The organism is Brevundimonas sp., from assembly GCF_041688735.1.
GTDB lineage: Bacteria > Pseudomonadota > Alphaproteobacteria > Caulobacterales > Caulobacteraceae > Brevundimonas.
In genome coordinates this window covers 1-17,747 of record NZ_JBDNHO010000013.1, presented here as the reverse complement: position 1 = coordinate 17,747, position 17,747 = coordinate 1, and the positions used below count along the sequence as shown (strand labels likewise).

Sequence of the window (17,747 nt, the reverse complement as noted above, 5' to 3'; positions counted from 1 at the left end):
TCCGGCTGGCGGCCCTGAGTTCGGGCCTTACCGGATCACCGCCGCCGACATTGCTGTCGTCGACGAGGGAGGGACATGACAAAGGTCGGCGGTCCCTCCTTCAGCGCGCGGCGAGCAGGCGGTCGGCATCCATCACCGACCCCAAGGACCCCCGGAGTCTCCATCCCCCGGGCTTCATCGCTCGACCACAGCCCGCCGACATCGGGGCGTTGGATCCGACGCCCTCCCCACCGACGGGATGAGGAGAGTCTACGCGCGGTTTCAGGGCGACTATAAATAGAGTTTGAGAACGCGTCGGGGCGTTGATCGGGTTGGAGATTTTCGCGTCAACCCGACTATGAGTCCGCGGATTGCCAGCACAGCGTCATGGGTTTCCTTCTCCCGGCCGGGAGAGAATGGCCTTTGGCGGCAGCCTCCTCCTCCCTTTCGTAATCCCGGGGCGCGAGCGAACCCCGGGACCCAGCGGTGCCCAAGGCGATCGGTTCAGGCGCCGAGGCTCACGACACCTTCGCGCTCTCGCGCGCCGCCGGGTTCCGCCCTTCGTCGGGATGACGAAAGCGGTGGAGGGGATGACGAATGGGATGGGCTATCGCCGTTCGGGGAGCGGGTGGTCAGGGAGACGAACCGGCCGGGGATGGTCCGGCATAATGAGAAATTCCCTCATCGACCCTGTTCTTGCGTCGCTCGAAGACGGGCCACCTGTGCCGCAAGCGGGAGGAGGATTTTATCCCGGCGTCTGCCGGATTGCCTCCCACAGCGCGATGCCCGCGCTGACGGCCAGGTTCAGCGAGCGCGCGTCCGGCTGGATCGGAATCACGACCCGCGCATCCGCCGCGGCGTGCACGAAGTCAGGCGCGCCCGATGGCTCGCTGCCGAACAGCAGGACGTCGTTGGGCTGGAAGACGAATTCGTTCAACGGCGTCGCGCCCTTCGTCGTGAACAGCACCAGCCGACCGGTGCCGCGATCACGCTGGAACGCCGCCCAATCCGCGTGCCGCGTCATGTGCGACAGCGGCCCGTAGTCCAAAGCCGCGCGCTTCATGGCGCGGTCGTCGAACCGGAAACCGGTGGGCTCGATGACGTGCAGTTCCATGCCGAAACAGGCCGACAGCCGGATGCAGGCGCCGACGTTCTGGGGAATGGCCGGTTGAAAAAGGGCGAGACGCATTCTAAGGCCCTCTTACGCGCGGCCCGGAAGCTTGTCGCGGCTTGGAATGCGACTGTTTCTCACGGAGGCAGAGCGGTTTGCGGCGATGAGCCGCAAATCAGGGCCGCGCAAGACAGTCCGGTCTCCGCTAGAGGATCCATGCTGCGGCCACCGCGCTCCCCTTCGGGCGCGGACCTCGGCGCATCAGGAGTGAGACGTGGCCGAACCGGGCGTGCAGAACGGAGAGGGCGGAGACGCCACCCGCCGGGACTTCATCCACATCGCCGCCGGCGCGGCCGCCGTCGGCGCGGGTGCCATGGTCGTGTGGCCGCTGATCAATCAGATGAACCCGGCCGCCGACACCCTGGCGCTGGCGTCTATCGAGTTTGACCTGACCAAGGTTCAGGAAGGCCAGCAAGTCGTCATCAAATGGCAGGGCAAGCCGGTGTTCGTGCGCTATCGCACCCCGGCAGAGCTGGAACGCGTGCGCGCCGAGCCCAATGCGGGCAGCCCGCCCGAGACCGACGCCGCGCGCACCAAGGAAGGTCACCAGCAGTTTCTGGTGGTGATCGGCTCGTGCACGCATCTGGGCTGCGTCCCGACCTTCAACGCCGGTGACTACGGCGGCTGGTTCTGCCCATGCCACGGCTCGCATTACGACGCGTCGGGCCGCATCCGCAAAGGTCCAGCGCCGCTGAACCTGGTCGTGCCGACCTATGAGTATGTGTCCGATACCCGCGTGAAGATCGGCTGAGAACGATGAGCGAGCACGAATCCACCTACGTTCCCAAGACCGGTATCGAGAAGTGGCTCGATACCCGCCTGCCCATCGTCCGCTTCGGCGCTGACTATCTGTCGCTGCCGACGCCGAAGAACCTGAACTACTGGTACACCTTCGGAGCCATCCTGGCGCTGTGCCTGATGACCCAGATCGTCACCGGCATCGTCCTGGCCATGCACTATGTGCCCAACACCGAAATGGCCTTCGCCTCGGTCGAGCGCATCATGCGCGACGTGAACGGCGGAGACATCATCCGCTACACCCACGCCAACGGCGCCTCGATGTTCTTCGTCGCGGTCTATCTGCACATGCTGCGCGGGCTCTACTACGGCTCGTACAAGGCGCCGCGCGAGATGATCTGGATCATCGGCTGCCTGATCTTCTTCCTCATGATCGCCACGGCCTTCCTCGGCTACGTCCTGCCGTGGGGCCAGATGTCCTTCTGGGGCGCGGAGGTGATCACCAACCTGATCGGGGCCGTCCCCGTCATCGGCGAGCCGGTCCTGATCTGGCTGCGCGGCGGCCCGGCGATCGATAACGCGACGCTGAACCGCTTCTTCTCGCTGCACTATCTGCTGCCGTTCGTGATCCTCGGCTGCGTCGTTCTGCACCTGTGGGCGCTGCATACGGCGGGCCAGAACAACCCGGTCGGCATCCTGATCCCCAAGGAGCGCCACGCCAAGGACATGGTGCCCTTCCACCCCTACTACACGGTCAAGGATGGCTTCGCGATCATCCTGTTCATCATCCTGTTCGCGATTTTCGTCTTCTTCATGCCGACTGCACTGGGCCACGCCGAAAACTATATCCCGGCCAATCCGCTGGTGACGCCGTCGCACATCGTGCCCGAGTGGTACATGCTGCCGTTCTACGCCATCCTGCGCGCCATCCCGGACAAGTTCGGCGGCGTGGTGGCCATGTTTGGTTCGATCGGCGTGCTGTTCATCCTGCCGTGGCTGGATACGTCCAAGGTGCGGTCGATGCGCTACCGCCCGACCATGCGGACATTCTTCGTCATCTTCGTAGTGGTCGGCATCGGCCTGGGCTGGTGCGGCGGGCAACTGCCGGACGCCCAGGTGGTGCCGGGCATGCCCAGCTTCACCCTGATCGACGGCGAACTGAACAGCTATCTGTGGCTGACCCGTCTGTTCACCGCATACTATTTCGCCTTCTTCTTCCTGATCATGCCACTGGTCGGCCTGAAGGAGACGCCCAAGCCGATCCCGGCGACCATCTCCGAGCCGGTGCTGTCGGGCGGTTACGCCATGACGGCGGCGGCCCCGGCCTCGCCCGAGAAGAAGGGCTGAGCGCGATGTTGACCCTTGAGACTTCGATGCACTCCATGAAGAAGACCCTGGTTCTGGTCGCGGCGGCCGTCGGCCTGTCGCTGGCGGCGGCGCAACCCGCGCTGGCCGAGGGCGAGGCCCTTCATCCGCGCAAGGGCGGCTTCAGTTTCGAAGGGCCGTTCGGCACTTTCGACCAGGGCCAGCTGCAGCGCGGCTACAAGGTCTATCGCGAGGTCTGCGCGGCTTGCCACGGCATGGACCTGCTCTATTTCCGCACGCTGGCGGAGCCGGGCGGACCCTTCTACGCCTCGGATCAGGAAAGCCCGGCCGCCAACCGCTTCGTCAAGGTTCTGGCCGCCGAGGCCCAGATCGCCGACATCGATCCGGAGACGGGCGAGGCGATGCTGCGTGACGGCACGGCCGCCGATCGCTTTCCCAACCCCTATCCCAACGCCACGGCCGCCGCAGCGGCCAACGGCGGGGCCCAACCGCCCGACCTGTCGGTCATGGCCAAGGCCCGTAAAGACGGCGCCAACTACATCTACTCGCTGCTGTCCGGCTATGGAGAAATCCCGGCCGGTCTGCAGATCCGCCCGGGTCAGTACTACAACCCCTATATGGCCGGCGACCTGACGCCGTTCATGCCGGAAGGCACGGCCAAGGAAGACATCCCGGCCGGCGGTTTTATCGCCATGGCCGCGCCGCTGAGCGCCGGTCAGGTGACGTTTGACGACGGCACCGTCGCCTCGGTCGACCAGATGTCCAAGGACGTCGCCGCCTTCATCGCCTGGACGTCGGACCCCAAACAGGTCCAGCGCAAGCAGGCGGGGGTTGGCGTGCTGATCTTCCTCTTCCTGTTCGCGGGCATCACCTATCTGAGCTACCGCAAAATCTGGAAGGGCGTGGCCCACTAGAGCGAAATCGGTCTTGATGGACGCAGTCCATCAAGGCTCAGATTTCGCTCCAGCATGATTCTGGACCATTTTTTTGAATTCAGGTCGATTCGACCTGAAGCAAAAGTGGTCTAGCGCCTGATCGGTTGAGGGGGCTCGCTTCGCGATACCGCCGATCGAATGACCCGCCCGCGCCCGCGCAGGTGGGTTCGTCACGCCGGGGCGAGACCCGATGCGCGTGATCGAACTGTGCCTGCGCCGTCGCGGCGATAACGGGCGGCCGGCGGCGAATCCGCTCGTGCCCAGACGGTCGACAGTGCGGGCGCAGCGTCCTAACGTCCCAGCGGGTCTGTTTTCGACTGAGGGTTTTCGTCCATGCGTCTGTTTGTTTCCGCCGCTGTGCTCTGCGCCGGCGCGCTGCTGTCTGCCTGCGCCACCACGGAGGCGGCGGCGCCGTCCGCGCCCATCGGCTTCGACGCCGCACGCCTGTCCGAACACGCCCGCATCCTGTCCGATGACAGTTTCCAGGGCCGCGGTATCGCCACGCCTGCCGAGGACATGACCATTCGCTATCTCAGCGAACACTATGCGGCCGCCGGGTTCCAGCCGGGCGGCACAAATGGCGGCTGGACGCAGGACGTGACGCTGAACCGCTTCACCGCCTCCATTTCCAGGGCGTGCGATTCAACGTCGGCGGCGAGACGATCCCGCTGGCGCAGGGCCAGCAGATCACCATCTCGACGCGCCTGCCGGGCAGCCACGTCATGCTGACGGACACGCCGCTGGTCTTCGTCGGTTATGGCATCGACGCGCCCGAGCGTCAGTGGGACGACTTCAAGGACGTCGACGTGCGCGGCAAGATCATCGTCGTGCTGGTCAACGACCCTGACTTCGAGGAGCCCGCGCTGAACACCTTCAACGGTCGGGCCATGACCTACTACGGCCGCTGGACTTACAAATACGAGGAGGCGGCGCGTCAGGGGGCCGCCGGGGTCATCGTCGTGCATGAGACCGCCCCGGCTTCCTATGGCTGGACGACGGTGGCCAACAGCTGGACCGGGTCGCAGTTCGACATCGTCCGCGCCAATGCGGCGGCCGAACGGGTCGGTCTGGAAGCCTGGATCCAGCGCGATGTGGCGGTCGACCTGTTCCGTCGCTCGGGCCAGGATTTCGAGGCGCTGAAAGTCGCCGCGCGCCGCCGTGACTTCCGGCCGGTGGAATTGGCCGGCGCGACCTTCAGCGGCATGTTCGACGTGGCGACCAGCCAGATCGTCACCCGCAACGTCCTCGCCCGGCTGCCGGGCTCCACCCATCCGGACGAGACTATTCTCTACACCGCCCACTGGGATCACATCGGCGTCGGCGCGCCCGATGCCAACGGCGACCGCATTTTCAACGGCGCCGTCCACAACGCCACCGGCACAGCCGGTCTGATCGAGCTGGCGCGTCTCTGGGCTGCCGGTCCGCGTCCGGAACGGTCGATCGTGTTGATCAGCTTCACCGCCGAGGAGAGCGGTCTGCTGGGTTCGGAATTCTATGCCGCCAACCCGGTCTATCCGCTGGAAACGACGGTGGCCGGCTTCAACATGGACGCGATGAACGTCTATGGCCGCACCGCCAATCTGGGCGTCGTCGGTTACGGCCAGTCCGATCTGGACGAGCGTCTGGCAGCGGCGGTCTAACTTCAGGGCCGGACGATCGAGCCCGATGGCAACCCGGCGGCGGGCATCTATTTCCGCAGCGACCACTTCCCCCTGGCCAAGCGCGGCGTGCCGATGGCCTATGCCAAGGGCGGCGGCGAGTTCCGCGACGAACCTCTGGCGGCCCGCAACGCGGCGCGGAATGAGTACGGCTCAAGACGCTATCACCAGGCCGACGACGAATGGTCGGCGGACTGGGACCTGGCCGGTCAGGTCGAGGATCTGGAAGTCTCCTTGTGGATCGGCCGCGACCTGGCCAACAGCCGCGACTGGCCGGCCTGGAAGCCGGGGTCTGAGTTCGGCCCCGCCCGCGCCGCGAGCGCGGCCGAGCGGCGGTGATCGTCTGACTCCTTCTCCCATTGGGACAAGGTGGCCCGATGGGCCGGATGAGGGTCGGCTGGTGCGGGCGGCAAAGCCGCCCCCGGACGAACGACCCTTACCCTTTCGCGCCAGAACGACGGTTCCGCCGCCGTGCACTCAAGCCCTCTCCCATTGGGAGAGGGGAGCAGATGACGAAAACTTCACGCGCAAGGTCCCGGGCGATCCCTAAGGTGCGCGCCATCAATCCGGGGATGGAGCCTCTCCCAATGTTTCGCAAGATGATGGGCGGCGTGGCTGTCGCCGCCGTGGTTCTGGCCGCCGCCATGGCTTCGGCGCAGGATTTCTCGGCGGACCGCATCAGTTCCGGTATCCGAACCATCAGCGCCGACGACTATCAGGGCCGCTATCCCGGTACCGAGGGCGAGGAGAAGACGTTGGTCTGGCTGCAGGCGCAGTACGAAGCCATGGGCCTTCAGCCCGGCGGACCTGACGGCCAGTGGCGCCAGCCGATCGACCTGAAGCGCTACACCCCGACCGGGCCGGGTACGGCCAGCTGGACCGGTGCCGACGGCCAGGTCCATGCGCTGACGACCGATGGCGACATTACGCTGCGCGCCATGACCAATGACGGACGCGCCCAGATCCAGAACGCCGGACTGGTCTTCGTCGGTCACGGCATCCACGCGCCCGAGCGTCAGTGGGACGATTACGGCGACGCCGACGTGCGCGGCAAGGTCGTGGTCGTCGTCAGCGGGGAACCGGCCGACGAACGCTTCAACGGTGCCTACAGCACCGCCTACGCCTCGGCCGCTTACAAGAATGACGAGGCCGTCCGCCGCGGGGCCGTCGGCGTGATCACGCTGGTGCCGGTGGCGGGCACCGACGCCGGCTGGCGGCGCGGAACGCAGGGCAACGGACGCCAGCGCATGGCCACCCCCGGCGCGGCGGACGTCGAATTCACCGGGTCCGTCAACCACGACGTCGGCATGCAGTGGGCGCAGGCCGCCGGGCTGGACATGAGCCTGCTGAGCGCGGTCGGCGACGGCGCCTTCAAGGCCGTGGCGCTGAACGGTCTGACCCTCTCGGTCGCTGTCGAGGAGACCATCGACACCTTGCGCACCCACAACCTGCTGGCCCGCATTCCCGGCGCGACCTATCCCGAAGAGACGATCATCTATTCGGCGCACTGGGACCACGTGGGCGGCGAGGCCCAGCATCCGGGCGTGCAGGGTGACGCCATCTGGAACGGGGCCTGGGACAATGCCTCGGGCACCGTCGGCGTCGTCGAGATGGCCCGCCAGCTGAGCGCCGCCCCACGCCCGGCGCGCAGCATCGTCTTCGCCCATATGGGTGCCGAGGAGATGGGTCTGCTGGGTGCCTACGGCTATGCCGCCGATCCGGTCTGGCCGCTGGAAACGACGGTGGCGAACATCAACATCGACATGCTGCCACTGTCGGCACCGACGCGCGACCTGCCGATCTTCGGCAAGGGCCAGAACGATCTGGAAGACCGGCTTCAGGTGCTGGCCGCCGCCGAGGGCCGGGTGGTCACCGACGACCGCGAGCCGGAACAGAACTACTACTATCGGTCGGACCATTTTCCCTTCGTCCGGGCGGGCGTGCCGGCGATCATGCCTTGGCATGGGGTCGATCTGGACGAGGGCGGCGTCGCCGTCGGTCTGCCCGCCTATCGCGCCAAATTCGACGCCGACTATCACGAGGCCAGTGACGAATGGTCGGCAGAGCTGGACTTCTCCTCGGCGGTCGAGAACCTGGCCCTGCTGTATCGGCTGGGGCTGGACCTCGCCAACAGCGCGGACTGGCCGGGCTGGAAGCCGACGTCCGAGTTCGCCGGCGTGCGCGCCCGCACGGACGCCGCACGTCAGTGACCCTGAAGCTGCGACCCCTGACTGGCGACGGCTCGCCGCCCGTCCAGGGGTCTTATCCCCAAGCCGTCGAGGTCACGGGGGCGATCCGTTGGCTATACCTGTCGGGTCAGATCCCGGTCGGGCCGGACGGCGCGCTGGCGGCTGATTTCCGCAGCCAGTGCGAGCAAGTCTGGACCAATCTCGAGACCCAGCTGACGGCGGCCGGTATGACGCTGGACAATCTGGTGAAGGTCACGACCTTCCTGTCCGACCGCCAGCATGCACTGGAGAACCGTGAGGTTCGCGTGGCCCGGCTGGCGGGCCGCCAGCCGGCTTTGACGGTGATCGTTACCGGCATTTTCGACGCGGCCTGGCTGGTCGAGATCGAGGCGGTGGCGGCGGCTTGATCTGTGGGGTGCAGACTCAACAGGGACCGAGCCAGATGAGCGGTATCGCGTGCGGACTCAGCGCTTCCTGACGAAGACCGTGCCGGCCGAATAGCCGGCACCGAAGCTGCAGATCAGGCCGGTGTCGCCGGCAGCCATGTCCTGCTGGCGCAGGTGGAAGGCGATGATCGAGCCGGCCGAGGAGGTGTTGGCGTAGTCGTCGAGGATGATGACGTTCTCCTCGGGCGTCGGCTCGCGGCCCAGCACCTTGCGGCCGATGAACTGGTTCATGTTGATATTGGCCTGGTGCAGCCACATCCGCTTCAGGGTCGCGGGGTCGATTCCGAGGTCGGCGGCGTGGCCGATGATCATGTCCGACACCATCGGCACCACGTCCCTGAACACTTTTCGTCCCTGCTGGACGAAAAGCTTGTCCGTTTGGCCTAGCGCTTCGCTGCTTGAGGCCGGGGCGACCAGCGCCTCGGTCGTTTCGGCGGTCCGGTTCAGGAAGCCGAAATTGTTGCGGATGTTGTTGGAGAAGACGGTCTTCAGCCGCGTGCCGAGGATGTCCCAGCCACCCGGTCCGGCCTGATCCGAGGATTCGATGATGACGGCGGTGGCGACGTCGCCGAAGATAAAATGGCTGTCGCGGTCCTTGAAGTTCAGGTGGGCCGAGCAGACCTCCGGATTGACCATGAGCACGGCCTTGACCGAGTCCGAGGCAATGAAATCCGCCGCCGTCTTGATGCCGAAGGTGGCAGAGGAACAGGCCACGTTCATGTCGAAGGCGAAGCCGTCGATGCCGAGGGCCTGCTGAATCTCGACGGCCAGGGCCGGATAAGGGCGGGGCATGTTGGAGGCGGCGCACAGGACGGCGCCGATTTCCGAGACCGGCTTGCCCCAGGCGGCGATGGCATCTCGGGCGGCGGCGACGGCCATCTCGGCCATGATCGACAGGTCGTCGTCACCGCGCTCGGGGATGTTGGGGGCCATGCGGGCGGGATCGAGCACACCGGCCTTGTCGAGCACGAACCGGCTCTTGATGCCCGAAGCCTTCTCGATGAATTCGACAGAGGACGGGGTCAGTTCGGCGACGTCGCCCTCGAGGATTTCGGCGGCGTGGTCGGCGTTGAAGCGCTCTGCGTAATCATTGTAGGCGGCGACCAGTTCGGCGTTGGAGATCGACTGTTCCGGGGTGAACAAGCCGGTGGCGGCGATGACGGCGTGGGACATAAGAGGCGGGGCCCTATCGCTCGCGGCGCTGCCGCTCGCTGCTTGAGGGCGGGGCGCTGAGTTCGGTTTCTGGACGGACTAGATAGGCGTGTCTTGGGGCGGGGTCGAGGCCGCGGCGTGGCGGGCCAGCAATCGGTGGGCGGCGTCGAGATGGAGGCGCTCCACCATGCGGTAGCCGACCCGGATGGCGCCCTTGCCCTCGGCATCGGCGGCGGCGAAGGCAGCGACGACGTCGAGGGCTTTGGCGACCTCCTCCGGCGAGGGCGAGAAGGCGGTGTTGGCGGCGTCGATCTGGGCCGGATGGATCAGGCTCTTGCCGTCGAAGCCGAAGGCGCGGCCCTGCCGGCATTCGGCGTTGAGGCGGTCGGCGTCGTCGGTGGCGTTGACCACGCCGTCGATGGCCAGCAGGCCGTACCCGCGCGCTGCGGCGACGACGGCCGCCAGCCACGGCTTGATCGGGTCGCGGTCGGGACCGAGCACGAGGTTCATCCGTTCGCCCAGATCATTGATCCCGAGCATCAGCGCCGCCAGCGGCGCCCCGGCTCCGGCGATCTGGTCGAGGCGCAGCACCGTCAGCGGCGTCTCGACCATGATCCACAGGGCGGCGCCGTCGGGCAGGCGGGCGGCGACTGCCCGGACCGCCTCCGCGCTCTCGATCTTGGGGGCGACCACGAAGACGGGATTCAGGCCGGTCAAGGCCGCCAGATCTTCTGCGCCCCAGGGCGTATCGAGGCCGTTGATGCGAACGCCGACGCGGGAGCCAAAACCACCGGCCGTCAGGGCCGCGACTGCAGCCTGCCGCGCCTCGGACTTGGCGTCGGGAGCGACGGCGTCCTCAAGGTCGAGAATCACCGCGTCGGCGTTCAGGCCACGCGCCTTCTCGATCGCGCGCGGGTTCGAGGCGGGCAGATAGAGGACGGAGCGGAAGAGGGTCGGCCGGGCGGTCAAGGGGGAGCCCCCCTTGTTCCGCTCGTCCCGGCGAAAGCGGGGACATGGTTCTTGTGCAAGGCAGGCTGCGCGGGATGATCCTGGGTGGGACCCTTCAGGCGCCGGTCGCCCAAGGCACTGGGTCTTCGCTTTCGCAGGGATGAGCGGAAGAAAGACAGCATCAGACCTTCCCCGTGACGGGGATCAGCGCCCCGGTGATCGCGCGGCTCTCAGGCGAAGCGAGGAAGAGCATGACCCGGGCGAGGTCGGCGGGGGCGACCCATTTGGCCGGGTCGGCGTCGCGCATGTCCTTGCGGTTCTGTTCGGTGTCCAGGATCGAGGGCAGGACTGCGTTGACCGTGACGGAGGTGTCCTTGAGCTCCTCGGCCAAGGCTTCGGTCAGGCGATGCAAGCCCGCCTTGGATGCGGCGTAGGCACCCATGCCCGCCGCGGCCTTCAGCGCGCCATTGGCCCCGACATTGACGATGCGGCCTTCGGGAGAAGCCTTGAGATGGGGCAGGGCGGCGCGGCTGGCGTTCAGTGCGGTGGTCAGGTTGAGGGCGAACATCTTGCCCCATGCCGGATCGGCGTCGTCTATGGTCTGCCAGACGAAGCCGCCAGCGACGTTCAGCAAGCCGTCCAGCCGTCCGAAATGCGCGGCGACGGCGTCGACGGCCCGGGTCGCCGAGGGCGCGTCGGTCAGATCGACCCCGCCCAGTTCCAGCACCCCGTCCGGCACCGACTGGCCGCTCGCATGGTCGATGACGGCGACCTTCAGCCCGTCGGCCAGCGCCGCCTCGACCACGGCGCGCCCCAGCACGCCATGGCCGCCCGTGATCGCGATCACCCGTTCCGACATGATGGTCTCCTGTTGGAGGGTCGGCTTAGCAGACCCGGCTCAGGCCGCGAACACCTTGCCCATCATACGTTCCAGCGCGGCGGCGTCGATCGCGTCGAAGGCGGCCTTTTCCGTGGCGTCCACGTCGAACACGGCGATCAGCTCTCCGGCCGCGTCGAACACCGGCACCACGATCTCGCTGACCGAACTTGCGTCGCAGGCAATGTGGTCGGGGAAGGCGTGGACGTCGTCGACGATCCGGGTCGCCCGGTCGCGCGCCGCCGTACCGCAGACCCCGCGGCCGAAAGCGATCCGCATACAGCCGAGCGTGCCTTGATAGGGTCCGACCACCAGTTCGTCCGTCTTGTCCGGATCGACGACGTAGAAACCGGTCCAGAAGAATAGCGGAAAAGCGTCGGCCAGCATGGCGGCGACGGTGGCCATGCGCGCGACCCGGTTGGGCTCGCCGTCCAGAACGGCCAGGATCTCGTGCTCCAGCTCGGCATAGCGCGCCGCCTTGTCGGCGGGACGGTCGTCGCGGGCGGTATAGGCCATAGGAGGGGCTCCGATCGGGTCTGGCCGATGCATATAGGGACGCCCGCCCACGCTGACGAGAGGCCGTCCTTCCCCTGCGAGGCAAGTCGGCAAGTGGGTAATTCGTGTGAAAAAGTACGCGCGCCGGCTCAAAAGGCTCGCCGTGCGGCAACGCTTTGTCGCAACCCACTTCAACCTTGAAAGATGGTCAACTGGACCGGTCTGTCCGCTCCATTCAAGCTTGGGCTTACGGGCGGGTTCGACCCGTTTGGTAGTGTTTGAGGGAAAGCATGGCCGAGCGACGAGACCGGTCCAGGGAAACGCGCGAGCATGGCCGGTCAAGGGGACCCGTGCCCATTGTGCCATCTCGGGCGTCCTCGCGCTGACGGTTCTGGGCATGCGTCCTGCGGCGACCGGGGCTGCGTTCGCTTCTGGTAGCGCAACGCGGCGGCCAACATCTCCCCGCGCCCCGCCTCGCTGACGGGGTCCGAGTTCAAAACCGAGGAGACGGGCCTGCGCGCCCCCGCCGCTTTCCGGGGTGACGTCTTCGCCCAGCTGGAACCGGGCGCGTGCCATGCGGTCATCCGCGCCACCGACAAGAACATCAAGGACCCGATCGAAAGCGCCACTTGGTTCGCCATGGCCCTGTCGAACGACGAGGGCTACGTCCCGATCAACCGCATCGATCGCGGCGGCTTCGGCGGCGTGCGCCAGGTCGTCTACGCCGCGGCTCGCGCCAATGTTCAGGCGAGCGGCAACCGCGTCTGGTCGCAAAATGTCTGCGCACCCCAGTTCCGCGACCGTTACCGCGCCCGGTGTGAGCCCCGGTGGCGGCCCGGCGACGGCTGGACCTGCGAGGACAGTTCCTGTCCCCGCGACGGGTGGGACAGCCAGGACGGACTGCCGGGCCTGCCCTATCAGGATAACGGCTATCAGCCCGACGGTTACGGCGACTATCGGGACGGCACAGGCTGGTACGGCCGCTACATCCGCGACGACCGCTACCGCGGCGACGACCGCTGGAGCCGGGGCGGGGGTCCTCGGGTTAGGGTGGTAGGCGCGGAGGGACTCGAACCCCCAACCAGACCGTTATGAGCGGTCGGCTCTAACCATTGAGCTACGCGCCCGCCGTAGCGTCGGCCTAGAGCAAAATCGGTTTGGAGGCGAACGCGTCCAAACTCAGATTTCGCTCCAGGATCATGCTGGAGCCTGATTCACGGCATCGGCGGAATCGCGAAGCGATTCCTCCTCAACCGATCAGGCTCTAGCAGGCGTGGCGGCGGCTTGCCAAGCGCCACGCCTTCGCCGCCGCTCTGTCGCGGATTTATCGCCGATGAATGGAACCTGCCACCACCGGCCGAGCGTTCATTCAGATTAGAATAGTCAAGCTGCAGCCATGGTCCTCGCTTAGCATCGAGCCAGCGACCTTTTCCTTTCAGGAGTTTTGACGTCATGACCCGTCCCGTCGCCGCCCGTGCCGCTGTCGCCGTAAAGCCCGCCCTGTCCAACCGCCTGTTGCTGCTCAGCGGTGCCGTGATGGCTGCCGCCGCCCTGTTCGCGGCACCCGCCTTGGCCCAGACGCCTAGGGAGGGCGGCATGCATATGATGCAGTCCGCGCCGTCGCTGAACCTGTCGGCCTATGGCGAGGTCAAGACCGCGCCGGACATGGCCACGATCAGTTTCGGCGTGCTCACCGAGGCCACCACCGCCGCCGAGGCGATGAGCCAGAACGCCAGTCGCATGACCCAGGTGATGGCCGCCCTGCGCCGCGCCGGGATCGAGACGCGCGATGTCCAGACGTCGGGCCTCAACCTGTCGGCCCAATACGACTATGTCCAGAACGAGCCGCCCCGGCTGCGCGGCTATCAGGCCAATAACCGCGTCACCGTGACGATCAATGATCTGACCCGCGTCGGCACGACCGCCGACGCCGTTGTCGCCGCGGGTGTCAACCAGATCGACGGCATCGGCTTCGGCCTGAAGGACCCCAGCGCGGCCGAGAACGAGGCGCGTCGCTTGGCCGTCCGCAATCTGCAGGCCAAGGCGTCCCTTTATGCCCAAGCCCTGGGCGTCGAACTGGCGGGCATCCGCTCATTGTCGGAGGGCGGCGGCTATGCGCCACAACCGCCGATGCCGATGTATCAGGCTCGCGCCGTGTCGATGGACTCCGCTGAATCCACCCCGGTCGCGGCGGGTCAGTTGGCGGTGCGGATCGACATCACCGGGATCTATGATCTCGCCAGGTAGCCGGTTCCTGGTGGTTGGCGGTTAAGCCGCCCTCTTGATCGCATTGCCGTCGTCCAGCAGGACCACGGTCGGCGACCATTGGCGGGCCTCTTCTTCGGGCATCTGGCCGTAGGTCACCACGATGACCTTGTCGTTCTTCTGAACCAGGCGTGCAGCGGCCCCGTTGACGCCGATGACCCTGGAGCCGCGCGGGGCCTCAATGGCGTAGGTGGTGAAGCGCGCGCCATTGGTGATGTTCAGCACATCGACCTGCTCATGCGGGAATATCCCGGCGGCATCCAGCAGGTCGGAGTCGATGGCGATCGAGCCTTCGTAGTCGAGGTCGGCCTGGGTCACCGTGGCGCGGTGCAGTTTGGCCTTCATCATGGTGACCAGCATGGGGAGCGCGGTCCGGATGTGACGCGGGGCGTAGGCCCCCGCTCGCAAGAGGCTGATATAGAGATTTCCCGCGCTTTCGACAATCATTCCTGTTGCGACGCAACAAAAGCGCTCGCGCGACGCATTCGCTCGTTACGGGACGTTCATTTGACGGCGCACGCTTCCGCCCTATGGTCGGCGAGGGCCAGCCCGGCCCGCGATCCGGACGACGACCTTCGACATGAAGCATTTCTTCCTGACCATACTCGGCGTCTTCGCCGGTCTGTTCCTGTTCATCGTCGTCGTTCCCTTTATCCTGATCATGGCCGCGATCGGCTCGGCCTCCTCCAAGGAACCGGCGCCGAACAATACGGTGCTGGAACTGGACCTGCGCGAGGGCGTGACGGACCAGAGCCCGACCAATCCCTTCGCCGCGTTCGGCGGGGCAGGCCTGTCCACGCTGCAGATCGTCGACGTTCTGGCCCAGGCCGAGGAAGACGCCCGCGTGAAGGGCTTGCTGATCCGCCTGCCGGAAGCCGGCATCACGCCCGCCGCCGCCGACGAGATCCGTCAGGCCGTCCGTCGATTCCGCCGCTCGGGCAAGGTCGTGATCGCCCACGCCCAAGGCTTCCAGCCGATCGGCACGACCATTTCCAGCTATATGGTCGGCGCTTCGGCGTCCGAGCTGTGGATGCAGAATACCTCCAGCTTCCAGCTGACCGGCTTCTCGAGCGACGCCATCTTCCTGGGCCGCGCCTTCGAGAAATACGGGGTCAACGCGCAGTTCGAGCAGCGCTACGAGTACAAGAACGCCGTCAACGAGTATACCGAGAGCAACTTCACCCCCGCGCACCGCGAGGCGATGGGTGCCTGGATGACGTCGATCTACACTTCGGCCCTGGCCAACGCCGCGCAGGACCGCAAGACCACGCCGCAGGCCCTGCGCACCGCCATGGAAGCGGGGCCGCATTCCTCGGCCCAAGCCCTGCAACGGCGGCTGATCGACAAAATCGGACAGGTCGAGGAGGCCGAGGCCGAGATCAAGCGCCGTGCCGGTCGCGGTGCAGAGATCATGGAGTTCGACGACTACGCCGACTCCCGCGGCGAGCGCACTGGCTCGGGCAGCAGCGCCATCGCCATCGTCGGCGGCGAGGGGGCCATCCTGACCGGCCGCGGCGGGGGCTCCAACCCGTTCGACAGTGGCTCGGCCATGATGTCCGACGACATCGCCAGGGCCATCTACGACGCGATCAAGGACCAGTCGGTAAAGGCCATCGTCTTCCGCGTTTCCTCGCCCGGCGGCTCGCCCGACGCGTCCGAGCAGATCCTCGCCGCCGTTCGCGCGGCCAAGGCGGCGGGCAAGCCGGTGGTCGTCTCCATGGGCGACTATGCGGCGTCCGGCGGCTATTGGGTCAGTTCTGAAGCCAACTGGATCGTGGCCCAGCCCTCGACCCTGACCGGCTCCATCGGCGTGTTCGGCGGCAAGTTCGCCCTGGCCGAGGCGCTCGGCCGGTTCGGCGTCGACATCCGCAACCTGACCGTCGGCGGCGAATACGCCGACGCCTTCTCGCCCTCGGAAGCCTTCGACGGACCGGATCGGGCCGCCTTCGCCGCTGGCGTCGACCGCACCTATGAAGAGTTCATCGCCCGCGTCTCGGTCGGTCGTCGCCTGCCCGCCGCCCGGGTGCGCGAGATCGCCCGCGGCCGCGTCTGGACCGGGGCCCAGGCCAAGTCCATCGGCCTGGTCGACCAGTTGGGTGGCCTGGAGGAAGCCATAGCCAAGGCGCGCGAACTGGCCCGCATCCCGGCCAGTGAATCCGTCCGCTTCCAACGCTATCCCGAGCCCAGCTCGCCGTTAGAGGCCCTGTCCGAAGCGTTCGGTGTCTCCGGCGAGGCGGCGCGCGTGCTGGTCGGCATCGGCGGCCTGATGAACGACCCCCAGGCCGAAGCGGCATTCCGTCGCGTGCAGACGGAGCGCGCCCGGGCTTCGGGCGCTTCGGTGCTGGCGGACCAGCCGTACTGAGCGGGCGGACGCGCGCCGGACACTCGCCTGTGAAGGGTTCGGTCATTGACCGTTCATGCCGATGGACCGACATTGAAGGTTCTGCGTTCTTCCCGACGCATGAGAAGGTGACGCCATGACCGAGTCCGACCGTCCGATTTTCGGTGCCAGTTCTGCATCGATGGGTGCCCGCCGCCCGACGAATGGCCTGCTGGCCTCGATAATGTGGCTGTGCGGACTGGTCGCGACGCTGGCCGCCATGGCGATCGGCGCAGTGCTGGCGGTGTTCACCGCCGTAGCCGTGGCCGTCATCGCCCTGTTCGCCGGAGCGCTGGTCTTCCTCGCCGGCCTGGCCATGCGCGCGCGCCGCACCGTCCGCGCGCGCCGGTCAGACGACGTCATCGAAGCCCGCAAGGTCGACGGCGCCTGGGTCGCTTACGGCTGGGAGCGGCCGGGCCGGTAAACGTGCTGGTCGTCAAGGACGCGCCATCCCCGAATTTCGACAGCCGGCGGGCCCCGCCCGACATGCTGGTGCTGCACTATACCGGCATGCGGACGGTGAAGGCGGCGGTCACCCGCCTTTGCGATCCAGAGGCGAAGGTCTCGGCGCACTATGTTGTCGACGAGGACGGCTCGATCCTGCGCCTCGTTTCCGAAGAGCGTCGGGCCTGGCACGCGGGCGCGGGGGCCTGGCAGGGCGAGACGGACTGCAACGCGGCCTCCATCGGCGTCGAGATCGTCAATCCGGGCCATGAGTTCGGCTATCGCGACTTCCCCGACGTCCAGATCGACGCGGTGATCAGCCTGATCTCAGACATTCGCACGCGGTGGACCGTCCCCGACGCCCGCATCATCGGCCACTCCGACCTGGCACCTGAGCGCAAACAGGACCCCGGCGAGCGCTTCCCTTGGAAACGGCTGGCCTCGGTCGGGCATGGCCTGTGGTTCGAGCCGGCGCAGGAGCGGATCGCCGCTCTCGGCGTGCCCCTGAATGCCGGGGACGAGGGGCTGGGTGTGGTTGTGTTGCGCGCCGGCCTGCACCGGCTGGGCTATGCCCTGATCCCCGGCGGCGACTATGACGAGGCCACCCGTCTGACCGTCGAGGCTTTCCAGCGCCACTGGCGGCCGGGGCAGGTCGACGGCGTGGCTGACGGCGAGACGCGGGCGACGCTGATGGGGGTGTTGCAACGGGCGACGGCGGAGAGCGTGACGGGGGTATTAGGCTAG

The 17,747-nt window shown here is 66.9% G+C and carries 16 protein-coding genes, 1 tRNA gene and 1 pseudogene; 11 read left to right on the top strand and 7 right to left on the bottom strand.

What is annotated here, in order from left to right; translation table 11 throughout:
- Positions 1 to 724 precede the first annotated feature (724 nt).
- The gene (locus ACESMO_RS01670) at positions 725 to 1,168 is read right to left on the bottom strand and encodes a tRNA (cytidine(34)-2'-O)-methyltransferase (RefSeq protein ID WP_372706445.1); all 444 of its coding nucleotides are present in this window, start codon (positions 1,166 to 1,168) and stop codon (positions 725 to 727) included.
- A 196-nt stretch (positions 1,169 to 1,364) separates the two neighbouring features.
- Between ACESMO_RS01670 and petA the strand changes: the two genes are divergently transcribed.
- From petA to ACESMO_RS01635, 7 genes and pseudogenes are all read left to right on the top strand, one after another.
- The gene (gene petA, locus ACESMO_RS01665; protein ID WP_372706444.1) at positions 1,365 to 1,901 is read left to right on the top strand and encodes a ubiquinol-cytochrome c reductase iron-sulfur subunit; all 537 of its coding nucleotides are present in this window, start codon (positions 1,365 to 1,367) and stop codon (positions 1,899 to 1,901) included.
- A gap of 5 nt (positions 1,902 to 1,906) precedes the next feature.
- Positions 1,907 to 3,235 (top strand): cytochrome bc complex cytochrome b subunit, encoded by a 1,329-nt coding sequence (locus ACESMO_RS01660; RefSeq protein ID WP_372706443.1) that lies wholly within the window; start codon positions 1,907 to 1,909, stop codon positions 3,233 to 3,235.
- A gap of 35 nt (positions 3,236 to 3,270) precedes the next feature.
- On the top strand, positions 3,271 to 4,128 hold the full coding sequence (locus ACESMO_RS01655; protein WP_372706442.1) for a cytochrome c1: 858 nt from the start codon (positions 3,271 to 3,273) through the stop codon (positions 4,126 to 4,128).
- 354 nt (positions 4,129 to 4,482) lie between these two features.
- Positions 4,483 to 4,878 (top strand): hypothetical protein, encoded by a 396-nt coding sequence (locus ACESMO_RS01650; protein WP_372706441.1) that lies wholly within the window; start codon positions 4,483 to 4,485, stop codon positions 4,876 to 4,878.
- A pseudogene (locus ACESMO_RS01645) lies at positions 4,872 to 6,146 on the top strand (M28 family metallopeptidase). Before ACESMO_RS01650 ends, ACESMO_RS01645 begins: the two are co-directional and overlap by 7 nt.
- Positions 6,147 to 6,394: 248 nt before the next feature.
- A complete protein-coding gene (locus ACESMO_RS01640) occupies positions 6,395 to 8,017 on the top strand; it encodes a M28 family peptidase (RefSeq protein WP_372706440.1) in 1,623 nt (540 codons plus the stop codon).
- The gene (locus tag ACESMO_RS01635) at positions 8,014 to 8,403 is read left to right on the top strand and encodes a RidA family protein (protein WP_372706439.1); all 390 of its coding nucleotides are present in this window, start codon (positions 8,014 to 8,016) and stop codon (positions 8,401 to 8,403) included. Before ACESMO_RS01640 ends, ACESMO_RS01635 begins: the two co-directional genes overlap by 4 nt.
- Positions 8,404 to 8,460: 57 nt before the next feature.
- On the opposite strand, the gene ACESMO_RS01630 is transcribed toward ACESMO_RS01635, so the two are convergent.
- From ACESMO_RS01630 to ACESMO_RS01610, 5 genes are all read right to left on the bottom strand, one after another.
- Positions 8,461 to 9,615, bottom strand: a complete 1,155-nt coding sequence (locus ACESMO_RS01630; RefSeq protein ID WP_372706438.1) for a beta-ketoacyl-ACP synthase III — start codon at positions 9,613 to 9,615, stop codon at positions 8,461 to 8,463.
- Between the two features lie 78 nt (positions 9,616 to 9,693).
- Positions 9,694 to 10,563 carry a CoA ester lyase gene (locus tag ACESMO_RS01625; protein ID WP_372706437.1) on the bottom strand — a complete coding sequence of 290 codons (870 nt, stop codon included), beginning with the start codon at positions 10,561 to 10,563 and terminating at the stop codon, positions 9,694 to 9,696.
- 160 nt (positions 10,564 to 10,723) lie between these two features.
- On the bottom strand, positions 10,724 to 11,401 hold the full coding sequence (locus ACESMO_RS01620) for an SDR family NAD(P)-dependent oxidoreductase (RefSeq protein WP_372706436.1): 678 nt from the start codon (positions 11,399 to 11,401) through the stop codon (positions 10,724 to 10,726).
- Positions 11,402 to 11,440: 39 nt separating this feature from the next.
- A complete protein-coding gene (locus ACESMO_RS01615; protein WP_372706435.1) occupies positions 11,441 to 11,935 on the bottom strand; it encodes a GAF domain-containing protein in 495 nt (164 codons plus the stop codon).
- A gap of 1,030 nt (positions 11,936 to 12,965) precedes the next feature.
- Positions 12,966 to 13,041 (bottom strand) — tRNA-Ile (locus tag ACESMO_RS01610).
- Between the two features lie 325 nt (positions 13,042 to 13,366).
- Here ACESMO_RS01610 and ACESMO_RS01605 point away from each other — a divergent pair.
- Positions 13,367 to 14,161: an SIMPL domain-containing protein gene (locus ACESMO_RS01605; RefSeq protein ID WP_372706434.1), complete on the top strand. Its 795-nt coding sequence runs from the start codon at positions 13,367 to 13,369 to the stop codon at positions 14,159 to 14,161.
- Between the two features lie 21 nt (positions 14,162 to 14,182).
- Here ACESMO_RS01605 and panD read toward each other — a convergent pair whose 3' ends face one another.
- The gene (gene panD / locus ACESMO_RS01600) at positions 14,183 to 14,539 is read right to left on the bottom strand and encodes an aspartate 1-decarboxylase (protein ID WP_372706433.1); all 357 of its coding nucleotides are present in this window, start codon (positions 14,537 to 14,539) and stop codon (positions 14,183 to 14,185) included.
- Positions 14,540 to 14,759: 220 nt separating this feature from the next.
- Between panD and sppA the strand changes: the two genes are divergently transcribed.
- From sppA to ACESMO_RS01585, 3 genes are all read left to right on the top strand, one after another.
- The gene (gene sppA / locus ACESMO_RS01595) at positions 14,760 to 16,541 is read left to right on the top strand and encodes a signal peptide peptidase SppA (protein ID WP_372706432.1); all 1,782 of its coding nucleotides are present in this window, start codon (positions 14,760 to 14,762) and stop codon (positions 16,539 to 16,541) included.
- A gap of 115 nt (positions 16,542 to 16,656) precedes the next feature.
- A complete protein-coding gene (locus ACESMO_RS01590) occupies positions 16,657 to 16,983 on the top strand; it encodes a hypothetical protein (protein WP_372706431.1) in 327 nt (108 codons plus the stop codon).
- 2 nt (positions 16,984 to 16,985) lie between these two features.
- Positions 16,986 to 17,747: an N-acetylmuramoyl-L-alanine amidase gene (locus ACESMO_RS01585; RefSeq protein ID WP_372706430.1), complete on the top strand. Its 762-nt coding sequence runs from the start codon at positions 16,986 to 16,988 to the stop codon at positions 17,745 to 17,747.